12 protein-coding genes are annotated in these 15,570 nt (G+C 71.3%); 6 read left to right on the forward strand and 6 right to left on the reverse strand.

Annotated features, from left to right (window positions below; all coding sequences use genetic code 11):
• Positions 1 to 130 precede the first annotated feature (130 nt).
• The 3 genes from IZR01_RS02820 to IZR01_RS02830 are packed head-to-tail and all read left to right on the forward strand — an operon-like array spanning position 131 to position 2,976.
• A complete protein-coding gene (locus IZR01_RS02820) occupies positions 131 to 1,231 on the forward strand; it encodes an ABC transporter substrate-binding protein (RefSeq protein WP_438939623.1) in 1,101 nt (366 codons plus the stop codon).
• A 13-nt stretch (positions 1,232 to 1,244) separates the two neighbouring features.
• Positions 1,245 to 2,033 (forward strand): ABC transporter ATP-binding protein, encoded by a 789-nt coding sequence (locus IZR01_RS02825; RefSeq protein ID WP_194922760.1) that lies wholly within the window; start codon positions 1,245 to 1,247, stop codon positions 2,031 to 2,033.
• Positions 2,023 to 2,976 (forward strand): ABC transporter permease, encoded by a 954-nt coding sequence (locus tag IZR01_RS02830; protein ID WP_228558847.1) that lies wholly within the window; start codon positions 2,023 to 2,025, stop codon positions 2,974 to 2,976. The genes IZR01_RS02825 and IZR01_RS02830 overlap by 11 nt, the downstream gene beginning before the upstream one ends.
• 52 nt (positions 2,977 to 3,028) lie before the next feature.
• On the opposite strand, the gene IZR01_RS02835 is transcribed toward IZR01_RS02830, so the two are convergent.
• Positions 3,029 to 4,417 carry an MFS transporter gene (locus tag IZR01_RS02835; RefSeq protein WP_438939686.1) on the reverse strand — a complete coding sequence of 463 codons (1,389 nt, stop codon included), beginning with the start codon at positions 4,415 to 4,417 and terminating at the stop codon, positions 3,029 to 3,031.
• Between the two features lie 254 nt (positions 4,418 to 4,671).
• On the opposite strand from IZR01_RS02835, the gene IZR01_RS02840 reads away from it, so the two are divergent.
• Entirely contained in the window at positions 4,672 to 5,604 is a 933-nt protein-coding gene (locus IZR01_RS02840; protein ID WP_194893108.1) for a helix-turn-helix domain-containing protein, read from the forward strand.
• Positions 5,605 to 5,685: 81 nt separating this feature from the next.
• Here the strand turns inward: IZR01_RS02840 and IZR01_RS02845 are convergent, their stop codons facing one another.
• The gene (locus tag IZR01_RS02845) at positions 5,686 to 7,752 is read right to left on the reverse strand and encodes a phosphocholine-specific phospholipase C (RefSeq protein ID WP_194922761.1); all 2,067 of its coding nucleotides are present in this window, start codon (positions 7,750 to 7,752) and stop codon (positions 5,686 to 5,688) included.
• Positions 7,753 to 7,917: 165 nt separating this feature from the next.
• The gene (locus tag IZR01_RS02850) at positions 7,918 to 9,153 is read right to left on the reverse strand and encodes an ABC-2 transporter permease (RefSeq protein WP_194922762.1); all 1,236 of its coding nucleotides are present in this window, start codon (positions 9,151 to 9,153) and stop codon (positions 7,918 to 7,920) included.
• A 106-nt stretch (positions 9,154 to 9,259) separates the two neighbouring features.
• Between IZR01_RS02850 and IZR01_RS02855 the strand changes: the two genes are divergently transcribed.
• Positions 9,260 to 9,979, forward strand: coding sequence for a TetR/AcrR family transcriptional regulator (locus IZR01_RS02855; protein WP_194922763.1), 720 nt, complete (start codon positions 9,260 to 9,262; stop codon positions 9,977 to 9,979).
• 319 nt (positions 9,980 to 10,298) lie between these two features.
• On the forward strand, positions 10,299 to 11,252 hold the full coding sequence (locus tag IZR01_RS02860) for a hypothetical protein (protein WP_194893104.1): 954 nt from the start codon (positions 10,299 to 10,301) through the stop codon (positions 11,250 to 11,252).
• A 212-nt stretch (positions 11,253 to 11,464) separates the two neighbouring features.
• Here IZR01_RS02860 and IZR01_RS02865 read toward each other — a convergent pair whose 3' ends face one another.
• The 3 genes from IZR01_RS02865 to IZR01_RS02875 all read right to left on the reverse strand — a co-directional run bounded on the left by IZR01_RS02865 (position 11,465) and on the right by IZR01_RS02875 (position 15,538).
• The gene (locus tag IZR01_RS02865) at positions 11,465 to 12,571 is read right to left on the reverse strand and encodes a DUF8094 domain-containing protein (RefSeq protein WP_194922764.1); all 1,107 of its coding nucleotides are present in this window, start codon (positions 12,569 to 12,571) and stop codon (positions 11,465 to 11,467) included.
• Positions 12,572 to 12,608: 37 nt separating this feature from the next.
• The gene (locus IZR01_RS02870; RefSeq protein WP_194922765.1) at positions 12,609 to 14,264 is read right to left on the reverse strand and encodes an FGGY family carbohydrate kinase; all 1,656 of its coding nucleotides are present in this window, start codon (positions 14,262 to 14,264) and stop codon (positions 12,609 to 12,611) included.
• Positions 14,265 to 14,365: 101 nt separating this feature from the next.
• Positions 14,366 to 15,538: an RNA polymerase sigma factor gene (locus IZR01_RS02875; RefSeq protein ID WP_307856597.1), complete on the reverse strand. Its 1,173-nt coding sequence runs from the start codon at positions 15,536 to 15,538 to the stop codon at positions 14,366 to 14,368.
• Between the last annotated feature and the right edge of the window lie 32 nt (positions 15,539 to 15,570).

Below are 15,570 nucleotides of genomic sequence, written 5' to 3' on the forward strand. Positions count from 1 at the left end.
GGCTGTCCAGCGCCTGCTGTTCGCCCCGGCTTTGATCAGGTGTGATCCTTCCTCGTCCCCCCACTCTCGCGCAGCGCCTCAGCCGCTGCCCGCCGGCCTGCCCGGCGATCCTTTCGGGAGCCTTCCTGTGATACGCATCAAGACTCTGATCCGCTCGGCCGCGGCGTTGGGCATCGCCGCCGGGATCGCCGTATCGGCCGCCGCGTGCGGGTCGTCGTCATCGTCGTCGAAGGGCGGTTCGTCAGCCGCCGCGGCGGCCTCCGGCGGAACCGCGGCTTCGCAATTGCGGCTCGGCTACTTCGCGAACGTCACCCACGCCACCGCGATGGTCGCCGTGGCGCACGGCGACTTCGCCAAGGCGTTGGGCAGCACCAAGCTCTCGACCCAGATCTACAACGCCGGTCCGGCTGAGATGACCGCGTTGCTCGGCGGGCAGTTGGACGCCGCGTACGTCGGGCCCTCGTCGGCGCTGTCAGCCTACGTACAGTCCCATGGCGAGGCGCTGCGGATCGTCGCCGGCGCCACGACCGGCGGCGCGGAGCTGGTGGTCAAGCCGTCCATCACCTCGGCGGCGCAGCTGAAGGGCAAGGTGCTGGCCACCCCGCAGAAGGGCAACACCCAGGACGTCGCCCTGCGCTACTGGCTCAAGCAGCAGGGCCTGACCGCCAACCCGGACGGCACCGGCGACGTCTCGGTCGACCCGCAGGACAACGCCACCACGCTGGACCAGTTCAAGGCCGGGCACATCGACGGCGCGTGGCTGCCGGAGCCGTGGGCCTCCCGGCTGGTGGCCGAGGCCGGGGCGAAGGTGCTGGTCGATGAGAAGGACCTGTGGCCGAACGGGCAGTTCGCCACCACCAACCTGGTGGTGTCCACCGACTTCCTGAAGAAGCACCCGGAGACCGTCAAGGCCCTGATCGACGGCCAGATCGCCGCCAACGCCTGGATCACCTCCGACCCGGCCGACGCGCAGAAGCTGGTGAACTCCGAGCTCAAGCGGCTCACCGGCAAGGCGCTGACGGACGCCGAGATCGCCCGGTCGTTCACCGAGCAGAAGGTCACCAACGACCCCGACGCGTCCACCCTGCAAACCGCGCTGGACCACGCCGTCGCCGTGGACCTGCTGAAGAAGACCGATCTGCACGGCATCTTCGACCTGTCGATCCTCAACGCCGAGCTGACGAAGAACGGCCAGAGCGCCGTCTCCGACGCCGGTTTGGGCCAAAAGTAGCAGGGGGCACCTCATGACCGCCGCCGTCGAGACGGAAACGGGAAGCACCACGGTCACCGCCGAAGCCGCGGTGCGCCTGACCAAGGTCGGCAAGACGTTCCGCGACGGCGGCGCCCCGGTGCTGGAGGGCATCGACCTGAACGTGGCGCCGGGCGAGTTCGTGTGTCTGCTCGGCGCCTCCGGCTGCGGGAAGTCCACGCTGCTGAACCTGATCGCCGACCTCGACAAGCCCTCCGGCGGCACGGTCGACGTCCCGTCCGGCCGGGCCGCGCTGATGTTCCAGGAGTCGGCGCTGTTCCCGTGGCTGAGCGCCGGGGCGAACATCGACCTGGCGCTGCGGCTGCGCGGCCGCTCCGGCAAGCGGGAGCGCCGGGCCGAGGCCGAGCGGCTGCTGGAGCTGGTCCGGCTGCGCGGTGCGTATGACAAGCGGCCGCACCAGCTCTCCGGCGGGATGCGGCAGCGCGTCGCGCTCGCGCGGGCGCTGGCTCAGGACAGCAAGGTCCTGCTGATGGACGAGCCCTTCGCCGCCCTGGACGCCATCACCCGGGACGTGCTGCACGAGGAGCTCATTCGGCTGTGGGAGACGACCGGGCTCGCGGTGGTGTTCGTCACCCACAACGTACGCGAGGCGGTGCGGCTCGGGCAGCGCGTGGTGCTGCTGTCCAGCCGGCCCGGCCGGGTCGCGCACGAGTGGTACGTGGACATCCCGCAGCCGCGGCGGGTCGAGGACAAGGCCGTCGCCGACCTGTCGGTGGAGATCACCGATCACTTGCGTCAGGAGATCAGTCGCCATGGCCGCTGAGACGGCTGCGGGTGCCGGGACCGCCGAGGCCGCCGAGGCCGCCGCCGCCATGGAGCTCGCCGGGACCGCCAAGCCTGCCGGAACCGCCGAGCCAGCCGACACGCTGGCGACCGTCGAGGCCGGTCTCGACGCGCTGGACGCCACGACAGAGCACGAAGTCAGCAGGCTGATACGTATTCTGCGTTCGGCCTACCCGCCGATCCTCGCCATCGCCTTGATCCTGGCCGTCTGGCAGGCGTTGTACCTGGCGAAGATCTGGCCGGACTGGAAGCTGCCCGGGCCCTCGGAGGTCTTCACCTCGCTCAAGGCGACGTTCAGCGGCGGCGACGCGTGGACGGCCGTCGGCCACAGCGTGGAGCACGGCGCGGTCGGCTTCGCCGCCTCACTCGTGATCGGCACGCCCTTGGGCCTGCTGGTCGGCCGCTTCAAGCCGGTACGCGCCGGAGTCGGACCGATCCTGTCCGGCCTCCAGTCGCTGCCTTCCGTGGCCTGGGTCCCGCCGGCGCTGATGTTCTTCGGACCGCAGCCGTCGATGCTCTACGCCGTGGTGCTGCTCGGCGCGGTGCCGTCGATCGCGGTCGGGGTGGTATCAGGGCTCGATCAGGTGCCGCCGATGTACCTGCGGGTCGGCCGCAACCTCGGCGCGCGCGGCCTGGCCTCGGTGCGCTACGTGCTGCTGCCCGCCGCGCTGCCGGGCTACCTGGCCGGGCTGCGGCAGGGCTGGGCGTTCGCGTGGCGGTCGTTGCTGGCGGCCGAGATCATCGTGCAGTCGGCGCAGCTTGGGCACTCGCTCGGGTTCCTGCTGAAGAACGCGCAGGACAGCAACGACATGGCCGGCGCCTTCGCCGCGATCATGTTGATCCTGGCGGTCGGCGTCACGGTGAACCAGGTGTTGTTCGTACCGCTGGAGCGACGCGTGCTGAAGGCTAGAGGGTTGGTCTGAACGAGATCAGACCAACCCTGGAGCCGGCAACGAAGCACCATCAGAAGCCTGACTACCGCACCCTGGGCAGCGCCAGCGTGGCCAAGGTCGTGACCGCCAACAGCACCACCGCGATCAGCAGGCTGATGTGCAGGCCGTTGACGAAGCCGCCGTGCTGCGCGACCAGCGCCCCGAACCCGGCCACCGCCAGCGCGCCGCCGGTCTGCCGGAACGAGTTGAGCACTCCCCCGGCCAGTCCGGCCCGCTCCGGGGCGATGCCGCCGAGCATCATCGCGGTGAGTGAGGGCACTGCGAACCCGAGGCCGCCGGCCAGCGGGAGCAGCAGCAGGGCCAGGGTCAGGGCGCTGGTGTGGCCGTTGACCAGCAGGAGGATCAGCAGGCCGGCGGCGCAGGCGAGCTGGCCGAGCAGGACCGGGGTGCGGGCACCCCAGCGGGCGGCGGCGCGGGCGGACAGCAGGTTGGTGATCGTGCACAGGACGGCGGTCGGCATGAAGACCAGGCCGGCGCCGACCGCTGAGCGGCCGAGGACGTCCTGGGCGAAGAGGCCGAAGACGAAGATCAGGCCGTAGTAGGCGGCGTTGACCACGAAGCCGATCGCCAGGCAGACCGCGACGACGCGATCGCGCAGCAGGCCCAGCGGCAGCATCGGTTCCTCGGCACGGTGCTCGACGACCCCGAACAGGGTCAGGGACACCACGGCCAGCAGGATGCTCGCCCAGGCCCGCGGCTGCCCGAAGCCGTCGGCGCCGCCGGAGATGACGCCGTAGGTGAGCGCGCCGAGGCCGAGGACCGCCGCGAGCTGGCCCGGCACGTCGAGCGGAGCGGGACGCCGCGCGGAGCGCGCGGTGCGGCGCATCGCGGCCAGGACCGCCAGCCCCACCGGCAGGTTCAGGAAGAAGATCGAGCGCCAACTCACCGAGCTGGTGAGGGCGCCGCCGAGGACCGGGCCGACCGCGGTGGCGGCGGCGCCGGCCATCGTCCACTGCGCGATGGCCCGGGCCCGGACCGCCGCGTCCGGGAACGCCTGGCGCACCAGGGCCAGCGAGGACGGCAGCATCAGGGCGGCCGCGCTGCCCTGCACCAGCCGGGCACCGATCAGGAAGCCGAGCGAGGGCGCCAGGCCGCAGGCGACGGAGGACAGGGTGAAGGCGACGGCGCCGCCGGCGTAGAGGCGGCTGGCACCGAGGCGGTCTGAGAACGCGCCGGCCGAGAGCAGCAGCGCGGCGAACATCAGCGTGTAGGCGTCGACGATCCACTGCAATCCGGCGGTGGACCCGCCGAGGCCGCGGCCGACGGCCGGGAGGGCGACGTTCACCGCGGAGGCGTCGACGGCGATCATGACGAAGCCGAGCAGGGCGGCGAACAGGGTGAGGCGCGGCGAGCCGGTGCGGCCCGCGGCGGACGTCCCGGCGACTCCGCGCAGTTCGGGCAGTTCGGGCAGTTCTGTCGGTTCGGGCAGATCGCGCGAGCCAGCCGCTTCGGGCACGTCAGTCCGGCGGCCGGTCCGGCCACTGGTGGTGATGGACACTTCGGTTCCCCTCTTCTGCGGGCCGCAGGTCACACGGCCGCGATACCAAGGTCCCAGAGCGCACGCGCCACAGGCAGGCCGCGTTGTTCAGGGGTGCGCGAGCGGGGGTGTGACAGGGCCCCCCTCGCGTCTTCCACCCCCCGGCCCGACTTGGCAGCCTGGAAATCATGAACGAGCAGCAACCCGAACTGGGCCGATTCCTGCGGGCCCGCCGCGCCGGCGTCTCCCCGGCCGACCTCGGGCTGCCGGCGGGCCAGCGGATCCGCCGCACCCCGGGGCTGCGCCGCGAGGAACTGGCGGCGCTCGCGGGGGTCAGCATGGACTACTACATCCGTCTGGAGCGCGGAAAAGAAACGCGGCCGAGCCCAGCCGTCGTAGAAGCGCTCGGACGGGCACTGCGCCTGGACGCCGAGGAGCTGACGTACCTGCGCGAGGTAGTGGCCCGGGCAGCACGCGGCAGCGTGCCCTCCCGCCCCGCAGCCTCGCGAACAGTGCGCCCGACGCTGAAGCAGATCCTCGAGTCCGTCCGCCCCTGCCCGGCCTACCTCCTGGGCCACACCAACGACATGCTCGCGACCAACCCGAGCGGCCTGTATCTGACCCCGGGCATGGCGGACTGGCCGGCCCGGCAACGCAACACGATCCGCTACACCTTCCTGCACCCGCAGGCCCGCAGCCTGTGGCCGGACTGGGAGACCAAGGCCCGCAACTGCGTCGCGCAACTGCGCGCGGTCGCCGGCAGCGACCCGGACGACCCGGAACTGGCCGCGCTCGTCGGCGAGCTGGCGGTCAAGAGCCCGGAGTTCAGCCGAATGTGGGAGCGCTACGACGTCCGGCGCGTCGGCAACGGCCGAAAGACCTTCCTGCACCCCGACGTCGGCACCATGACCCTCAGCCACGAGGTGATGGAGGTCAACCAGGCGAACGGCGCCCGGATCGTGGTGTACAGCGCCGAGCCCGGCACCCCGGACCACGACGCCATGGTGCTGCTGGACATGAAGGCCGCCGGGGCGCTCGGCACGGCTGACGGGTCCCGTGCCTCCGGCGCTGAGGCCGATCTCGACGCCGCCTCCGAGAAGTCCGCGGCAGCAGACGTCTGAGACGCGCCGGACCGGCCTCGCTCACCAACGCTCGCCGATCGCCGCCACGCCCGCACTCGGGCGTGGCGGATTCCGCAGCGCTCAGGCGGTGATGCTCGCAGCCCCGACCTCGATGTGCCCCATTGCCCGCCGACTCCACGACGCGTCACTGCTCACCGTGACCGTGAAGTCATACCAGCCATTGGCGTAGGCGACCGCGTTGAAGTAGTCCGAAACCGTGGCGCCGGCTGCGACGTCGTAAGTCCACGGGCCATCGGTGCGGTAGTGGTTCGCGGTGATCGTGAAGGTGACGGCGGCGGTGCCGGTGTTCGTCATCTTGAACCAGATCGCCTGCTTGCCGGTGTTCGAGGCGACCGCGTAATACGTGGAAGCCTCCGCGGTCTTGCCGGCGGCCGTGGCGTCGCCGATGAATCGCCGCATGAAGCGGTTCGCCCCGGTGACGCTCAGATCGTACTTACCATCCCCATAGTTCGCGCCGACATTGAAGAAGTCCGATGCGCTGCCATCGGTGCCATTGCTGTAGGGCGCAACGGTGTACTGCCACGGCCCGCCCCCGCGATAAGCATTGGCATACGCCGCGAAGTGCGTCGCCGAAGTCGCCTGCGAGCCCTGATTCGCCATCGCGAGCCACACCAGAATCTTGTTGTTGGCGTCATACTCGATGTGATCGACCCAAGCATTGGGCTGATACGGCAGAGCGCGCGCCGGCCTCGTCCCGCCCTCCTGACTCGGCATCGAGTTGGTGGTTGGACCCGGGTTCGGCTGCGGGTTGCAGAAGCCCTGCCCGATGACCGTGCCGGTGGCCGGGAGCGAGGGCAGCCCGGTGACCGGGTTCGCGAAGTCGAAGGCGCCGGTCAGGTCCCCGCAGACCTGGCGGCGCCAAGCGCTGATGTTGGGGCAGGTGGCCGGGGTGCCCAGGGCCGCGGTCCAGGTCTCCAGGAACCGGATGACCGAGGTGTGGTCGTAGACCTGGGAGTCGACCCAGCCGCCGCGGGTCCAGGGGGAGACCACGATCATCGGGACCCGGATGCCCAGGCCGATCGGGGCGCCGTTGTAGAACTCGTCGGCGGTGCCGGCGGCCGGGGCCGGCGGCGGGACGTGGTCGAAGAAGCCGTCGTTCTCGTCGTAGTTGAGGAACAGCACGGTCGAGTCGAAGGTTGTGGGATCCGCCGCCAGGGCCTGGATCACCAGGTTCACGAAGTGCGCGCCGTCGTTCGGCGGGGCGTCCGGGTGCTCGGAGAACGCCTGGCTGGCGACCACCCAGGACACCTGCGGGAGGGTGCCGGCGAGCGCGTCGGCCTTGATCGCGGCGGCGATGTCGTCCGGGGTGGAGCCGGTGGTGGCCGGAACCGAGCCCATGCCCCGCTGGTAGAGCGCCGAGGACGGGGACGCGTTGGCGAACTGCTTGAAGTAGGCCAGGGCGTTGTCGCCGAAGTTGTCGCTCGCGTTCTGGTAGAGCTTCCAGCTCACTCCGGCGTTCTGGAGCGCCTCGGCGTAGGTCTGCCAGCTCAGGCCGGACTCGTCGCCGCCGTCGTAGGCCGGTCCGCCGGCGGTCCCCGCCGGGTCGATCATGCCGGACCACAGGTAGGTGCGGTTCGGGCCGGTCGCGGACAGGATCGAGCAGTGGTAGGCGTCGCAGATGGTGTAGGCGTCGGCGAGGGCGTAGTGGAACGGGATGTCGGATCGGGACAGGTAGCCCATGGTGCGGTTGGAGTTCTTGGCGGAGATCCAGCCGTTCATCGCGCCGCCGTCCCACGCGCTGTGCTGAGAAGCCCAGCCGTGGTCCAGGCTGCCGTCGCACTGCGCCAGCTGCTCCGGCGTGGTGCTGCCCGAGCCGCCGGTGGCGCTGAGCTGCCAGGGGTACTGGGTACCGCTGCCGTCGGGCTGGTTGAAGACCGAGGCGCCGCCGGGCAGTTGGACCGTGGCGCGGTCGTCGAACCCGCGCACGCCTTGCAGCGTCCCGAAATAGTGGTCGAAGCTGCGGTTCTCCTGCATCAGCACCACGACGTGCTTAACGTCGGCGATGGTGCCGGTGGCCGAGGCCGCGGCGGAGGCGCGCGGGGCGGCGCCGGGCAGCGACTCCAGGCCGAGTGCCGCGCCGAGCGCGGCGGCTGTGCCCAGGAACGTACGGCGGGTCAGAGGCGACACGAATTCCTCCGGGGTTGAAGGTGGCGGCGTACCGACAGCCGCTGGAGGGGGAGCCAGCGACTTACTACGGCCGGGTCACTTTCGGGTCGGCACGCGACCTATGAACATAGAGAAGATGACGCGAACGTGAAAGAGGGAAGGCGGGCTCGGCCGCGACCGTAGGAATCAAAGCATTGACACTGCTGTGGCCGGGACCGGTTCGGCACTCCGGGCGCTCCGGGCGCGGCGGGTCGCGTGCACCTCGCGGCCGTGGTGCACAGCCAGGCAGCCGATCGCCCAGGCGATGAGGATCATCAGGGAGCTGACCAGGTGCGCGTCGTGGAAGTAGCTCGCGCCGCGCAGTCCTTGCACCGCCGCGGCCGGCGGCATGAAGTGGGCCAGCGGCGCCAGCCACGGCGGCAGGAAGCTGACCGGCAGCGTGCCGCCGGACGTCGCGTTGCCGAGCGTCAGCAACAGGATCGAGGCGACCGGCACCCCCAGCTTGCCGAACAGCCGCAGCAACATCCCGGCCGCGCACGCCGAGGCCCAGGCCAGCAACCCCATCACCGTGGCGACGGTGAGGAACGGGGCCGGCAGCGCCTTGGTCGCGGTGTCGGCGATCAGCGAGACCAGCACACCGGAGACGACGGCGAAGGCCAGCGTGGCGCCGGCGCGCGCGGCCAGCGGCATGCGCGGCAGGGCCTGATGCGTGGACACCGAGAACAAGAACCCGGCGAGCACCACGCCGAAGGCCGCGTAGAACGCCGACAGGCCGCGGGTGTCGCCAGTCGAGAGCGGGTCGACGTCCTGGACCGCGACCGGGTGCCCGACGGCCTTGGCCACGGTCGTCGACACGACCTGGACCAGGCTCGGACCCTGGGCGCCGGCGACGATCAGGCGCGCGCCCTGGGCGTCGTCGACCAGGACGGCCGGAACCCGGTCGTGGGTGACCGCGTCCAGGGCGGCGGTGGCGTCCGGGTAGCGGGTGAAGGTGAAGGCGCCGGGCGATATGTGGTCGATCGCGGTCTGGGTGGACGCGGCCACCTGGTCCGAGGCCGCGATCCCGATCGGCTGGCCGTGGGCGACCGGGGCGTGGAAGGCCGCCAGGTACACGCTGACGAAGATCGCGCAGATGGCCAGCGCGGTGACCAGCGGCGCGAACACGGCGCGGGTGGTGGAGCCGGCGACGGCGAGGATTCGGCGGGTTCGGCTGACGCCGGCGGTGCGGCCCGAGCGGCCCGGACCGCCGGATGGGCCCGGACCGCCTGAGCGCCCGGCCCGGCCGGACCCGGGAGGACCCATGGGCCGGCGGGCATGTGCTCCGCCACGCGTGCGGACCGGGGGCTCGGGGTCGGCGAAAGGCGGGGTGGCCACGGTCGGCACGTTCATATCCACAATCGGGCTCCGATACATGAGGGTCACTAACCGCAGGATATCCTTCACTTATTCCGGCAGGCCATGCCGTAGCCTCTGAGCAGCACCGGATCAAGGCAGATCGAGGCCGGATCGAGGAAGGACGCGGGCACCGATGACCCCAGCCGCACCCAGCGACGGCACAGGCCCCCAGCTGCGCGCCGACGCCGCCCGCAACCGCGCCCGGATCCTGGCCGCGGCCCGCGCCGCGTTCCGGGAGCGCGGGACCGCGGCGCCGCTGGACGAGATCGCCCGGCGGGCCGGCGTCAACATCGCCACGCTGTACCGGCGCTTCCCCGACGGCGAGGCCCTCATCCGCCAGGTCGTGATCGACGGCTACACGGTGCTGCTGCACGCCGCGCAGACCGCAGTGCGGCAGACCCCCGACGGCGCGCTGCCGGCGATCGAGCGCTGGCTGCTGGGCCTGGTGGCCGAGCGCGAAATGCTCGTGCTGCCGCTGATCGGCGGGCCGGTGGTGAACGACGCCGAGGCCCTGGCCATCCAGCGGGAACTCGGCGCTCTGCTCGACGAGCTGCTGGCCACGGCCCGCGACCAGGGCGCGATCCGGCCCGACGTGACCGCCGCCGACCTGACCACCACCGTGGCGCTGGCGTGCCGGCCGCTGCCGCACCTCGACGCGGCCACCGGCCAGGTGCTGGCCGAGCGGCACGTCCGGGTGTTCCTCGACGGACTGCGCCCGGGTCCGGACCCGAGCAGCCCGCTGCCGCCGGGCCCCACGCTGGACGAAGTCCTCGCCCGGGTCTACGCGGCCGGTCCGACGCCGACGCCGACGCCGACACCGACACCGACACCGGACAGCAAGACGCAACGCTGAAGCCGATCGGCTTCGCCTTCACTCCGCCCCGGCACCATGTGACGCGCGTGTCGTAAGTGACGCAAGTCAACTAGATGGACGCAATGGACAGGCCTTTACCTGTCCTTGGCATCTTTGACCCGTTCATTCCTCGACCGCCCCAGCCCCCGGCGCTACCGTCCGTCGCAGTGGGTTCAGTGAGCTGACATCAACTCTCTGATCCCCGGCTCCACCCGGGCGGACCATCCCGCTCCGCCCGGATCCCTCTTAGCCGTCACCCTGTCGCGGGCCCACCCCTGCCTGCGCCTTTCCACGGGTGCGGCGGAATGGAGTACTGGGAATGAGCGAACGGAACCTCGCCCCGCGTCGGCTCCGCCGGGGCCTGGCGGCGCTCGGCGCGCTGGCGCTGACCGTCGGTCTGGCCGCGTTGAGCGGTGGCACGGCGTCGGCGACGGCGCAGATCGCGCAACAGGCCGAGCACCACAAGCCGCAGCCGCACGGGCGGTTCGGCATCGTCCCGATGCGGTCGGCGTCGACAGCGTCGACGGCCTCCCGGGTGCACACCTTCTCGCCGGAGTCCGGCGGCACCGGCGGTCCGCTGAACTACGGCGGCGGCCCGGTGCAGCACAACGTTCAGGTCTACCTCGTATTCTGGGGTAACCAGTGGGACAGCGACTCCAACGGCGTCGAGAGCTACATGCAGAACCTGTTCAGCGGGCTGGGCACCAGCTCGGACTCCTGGTCCACGGTCACCAGCCAGTACACCGACAGCTCCGGCTCCGGCCCGACGTTCAACGGCGCGGTGCTGGCCGGTACCTGGGTGGACGACGCCAGCGCGGCGCCGCAGTCCGCCGCCCAGTCGGACATCGCCGCCGAGGCGGAGAACGGCGTGTCGCACTTCGGGATCACGCCGACCAACGACACCCAGATCGTGGTGCTCAGCCCGTCCGGGACCAACCCCGACGGGTTCCCGAACTCCGGGTTCTGCGCGTGGCACGACTACGACGGCACGGTGTCCTACACCAACATGCCGTACGTCCTGGACGCCGGCAGCAGCTGCGGCGCGAACAGCGTCTCCAACCAGCTCGACGGCTTCAGCATTGTGGAAGGCCACGAGTACGCCGAGTCGATGACCGACCCGCAGCCCTCCTCGGGCTGGGTGGCCGGCGACGGTGAAGAGGACGGCGACCTGTGCGCCTGGTACAACCTGGGCTCGGTCAGTCTGTCCACGGGTTCGTTCGCGATGCAGCCGACATGGAGCAACTCCGCCAACGGCTGCGCGATGTCGGGTTGAGCGACGGCCGACGGCGCCGCGACAGTGACGCTGGGATAAGCACCCTGAGATAGACGAGATGAGCACGCCGGAGTCGGCCCCCGCACGCGCCCGGGGTCGGCTCCGGCAAGTCCTGGACCGCTGCGGGATTCACAGCCGCAACGCCACCAGTTAGGACTCGCGCGAGAGCCCAGGACCGGGGCCGGTCCGGGACCGCGGCGGGGTTCACAGCCTCAGTGCACGGCGACCAGCCCGCCATACTGAGCGATCTTCTGAACCTTCGCCGCCTTGTCCGGCGGGTCGATCGCGGCGACCATCCACAGCGCGTCCGCGGTGTACTCGTCGCTGATGCTGTCGGAGCCGGCGACCTTGGCCCAGCCCTCGTCGCCGAAGGTGAAGGTGCGGCCGGACTGCGAGATGCGCAGGGACAGGCGCGTTCCGTACAGCACCAGTTCGCCGCCGTCCTTGAGCGGCAGGTAGATCGGCGGCGGGGTGGGGGCCGTGGTCACCGTCAGCGCCGCGCTCGCCGGGGCGACGTTCTCGGTCATGCCCTGGATCCAGCGCAGTTCGGCGGTGGTCGGGTCGTCGCTCAGGAACGGCGAGCCGGGCTGACCGGCGTTGTCGTCGGCGAGCATGGTCCGGTCGGCGGCCGCCAGGTCCGCCGGGGCGAGCAGCAGATTGTTCTGCTGGGTCGCGTTGTAGTCCAGCAGCCCGTCCGGACCCACGGCGAACGCCGGCCACTGCTGGCCCGAACCCAGGGTCACCGTGGTGTCCAGCAGCCAAGACGCGCCGGCTTGATCCTGCGTGAAGTGCATGAGGAACGAGCTGTTGGCCACGCCGGAGGTCACCGCGTCCGTCGTGACGAAGAACCCGCGCGGATAGGTGGTGGCGGGAACGCGGTAGAACACCGGGTTGGTATACGTGCTCGGCATCTTGGCCTGTTTCGCCCGGTCGCCGCCGATTCCCTGGTCGTAGACCAGGGTGGTCTGGTCCAGGGCGAGCTGTGACCCGCTCTCGATCTTCGCCATCGCGGCGGTGTCCAGACCGGCGTCGGCGGCGTTGTTCGTGCTCTGATACGCCTTCAGCGCCGCCGCGGCGTCGGCCTGGGACACCGTGGTGTCCGGCGGTGGCGGCGCGGTCGGCAGGCCCTGTCGGCCCGAGGCGACCGACGGGGCTGTCGACGCGCCACCTCGACCGGGGGTCGTGGTGCCGGAGTCCTTACCCGTCGCGGTTTTCGCGCTGCCGCTCACCGTTCCGCCGGTGGAGCATCCCGCGAGCGCCAAGCCCAGTATCAGCACGGCCGCCGAGCCCCTGCGGTCGGCCGTTCCCCACCTACGCATATCGCTCCTTGCACTGTCCTTCTGCGGAGAGCGCAGGTTACTGCGGCAGTATGCCCGCCGGGACGGTACTTCCTACGCCATTCCCGCCGGGTGCCGCGAGCGCCGGGCCCGTCGGGTTCGTCGGGTTCGTCGGCGAAGGCGGCGTGGCAAGGACCCCCATGGATGCCAGCGTCGCCTCCCGCGCCCCGGCGAACTGCGCCCGCACCCCGGCCCCGATGCCGGCCTTCGCGTTCGGCGAGTCCTTGAACATCACGGACTCGTTCCACGTCGGCGGAGCCTTGGGCGCCTCGCCGCCGGGGGCCGTGGAGGCCGCCAGCACCCACGCCGCCTGCCGGGCCGCGCCGATCGCCATGATCTCGCTGCCGCCGAGCATCACCGCGCCGGTGGGCCGGCCGGAGCCGGGCTTGGGCACGCCGGTGGCGTCCAGGGCGGCGAACACGCCGGTGGACGTGAGCCCGCCGCCGGGGCCGTCTTCGAAGGAGCCGGAGACCGCGACCGCGACCGGGACGCCGAAGATCGCCGGCGCTATCAGCCGCACCGCGTCCAGCCGCGCGCCCTTGCCGGTGAGGATGACGCGCCGCAGCGGCGTGCCCACCGAGGCCATCTGCGCGGCCAGCGCGTCCAGTCCCTCGGCTATCCCGCACAGCAGTCCTTCCACGGCCGCCCGCGCCAGGTTCGGCGCGGTCATCCGGGCCAGCCGCAGCCCGGTCAGCGAGCCGGGCTGGCCGGCGGTCGGCGGCACCAGCACGACGCCCTGCGCGCCGGGCGTGGACTCCAGCGCCTGGCGCGACAACGTCTGTAGATCCACGCCGGTCATCTTCGCCGCGGCCTCCAGCGTCGCCATCGCCTCGCCGGTGCGGGTCATGGCCAGGAAGCCGCCGGTGGCGTCGGCGAACCCGGAGACGATGCCGCTGGGGTCGGCCACCGGCCGCTCCAGACCGCCGGCGAACAGCGTGCCGGTGGCACCGACGCTGATCACCACGTCGCCGGGTTCCGCGGACAGGCCGAGCACCTGCGCCATCGCCGATCCGGTGCCGGGGGCGACTAAAACGCCCGCGCTGGTGGCGCCGGCGGGCTCGACCGGGCCGAGCACCCGCGGCACCGCGACCTCGCGGCCGAAGGCGTGGGTCAGCAGGGCCGTGCGGTAGTCGTTGGAGAACGGCGACCAGTAGCCGGTGCCGGAGGCCTCGCCGCGGTCGGTGACCGGGCCCGCGGCGCCGCCGAGCAGCAGCCAGGTGAGCCAGTCGTGCGGCTGGAGCACGGCGGCCACCCGCGCGGCGTTCTCCGGTTCACGCTGGGCCAGCCAGCGCAGCTTGGCTATCGGGAAGGCCGCGGTCGGCACCGAGCCGACCGCGGCGGCCCAGGCGCCCGGACCGCCGCCCTCGACGACGAGGTCGTCGGCGGAGTTCGCGGCGCGGAAGTCCGTGGACATCAGTGCCGGGCGGACCACTCCCCCGGCGTTGTCCAGGGCGACCAGGGCCTGACGCTGTCCGGAGACGGCGACCGCCTGCACTCCGTCCAGGATGTCGCCGTCACATGCTTTGACCAGTGCGTTCCACCACTCGTGCGGGTCGTCGTCGGCGGCGGCCGCGTGGGCGACCGCCGCTTTGCGCATCACTTTCCCGCTGAGGGCATCGCAGACGACGACTCGAGTGGTGCTGGGCGAGGAATCGATACCCGCGACGATCGGCATGACGCCAGATCATGCCGTATGCGCCGCGCGCCGGAAACCGCCTCGGCGCCAACTGTTTCGTGGCATTCGCAGCGATTCAGTCACCCGAGGGTGACCCACCGTCATCGAAGGTAGTCAAGCAGCTGGTCGGCGTAGGTGTGTCCGCGCAGCTTGGCCAGGGTCTTGGCCTCGATCTGCCGGATCCGCTCGCGCGTGACGCCGAAGGTGCGCCCGATCTCCTCCAGAGTGTGCGGCTGGCCGTCGGTGAGCCCGTAGCGCAACTGCACCACGCGCTTCTCCCGCTCGCCGAGCGTCGACAGCAGCGCGTCCAGGTGCTCGCGCAGCATCACCACGGCGACCGAGTCGGCCGGCGAGACCGCGTCGGCGTCCTCGATCAGGTCGCCGAGCGCCACGTCGTCCTCCTCGCCGACCGGGGCGTGCAGCGACACCGGCTCCTGGGCCAGGCGCAGCACCTCCACGACCCGCTCGCAGGCCACGCCCAGCACCTCGGCGATGTCGTCCGGAGAGGGCTCGACGCCGTTCTCCTGCAACAGCCGGCGCTGCAGGCGCACCACCCGGTTCATCAGCTCGACCACGTGCACCGGCACCCGGATGGTGCGGGCCTGGTCGGCCAGCGCCCGGCTCATCGCCTGCCGGATCCACCAGGTCGCGTACGTGGAGAACTTGTAGCCGCGGGTGTAGTCGAACTTCTCCACGGCCCGGATCAGACCGAGGTTGCCCTCCTGGACCAGGTCCAGGATCGACATGCCACGGCCCAGATAACGCTTGGCGATGGACACCACCAGCCGCAGGTTCGCCTCGATCAGCCGGCGCTTGGCGGCCTGGCCCTCCAGGACCAGGATGGCCATCTCCCGCCGCAGTTGCGGCTTGAGGTTGGTCTCATAAGTCAGCTTCTCCTCGGCGAACAGACCGGCTTCCACGGCCTGTGCGAGTTCCACCTCCAAGACCGCGTTCAGCAGCGGCACCCGACCGATTTCCCGCAGATACTGCCGGAACAGGTCACCGGCCGGTCCGGCGGAATCGGCCCAGGCGTTGACCTTGTGGTCGGCCTCTGCTTCCTTCTCCGGCTCGGTCTCGGCCTCTTCCTCCAGCACCGCTTCGAGCTCTGCGATCTCCGGTGCGGCCGGGCCGGGCATCCGCAGGGAACCGAGGGCTTCCGGGTCGTCCAGGACCACTGCGGTCCTGGGTTCGGCCACGGACGAGGAAGTCGGGTGGGGGGTCGGCGCGAGGGTGTCGAGGAGGGCCACCGGTCCCTGTGCGACAGCACTGTTCACGACAAGCTCCAAGTGGGGGGTTCGCGACGTCT

The sequence above is a fragment of the Catenulispora pinisilvae genome (assembly GCF_015356865.1).
Lineage (GTDB): Bacteria > Actinomycetota > Actinomycetes > Streptomycetales > Catenulisporaceae > Catenulispora > Catenulispora pinisilvae.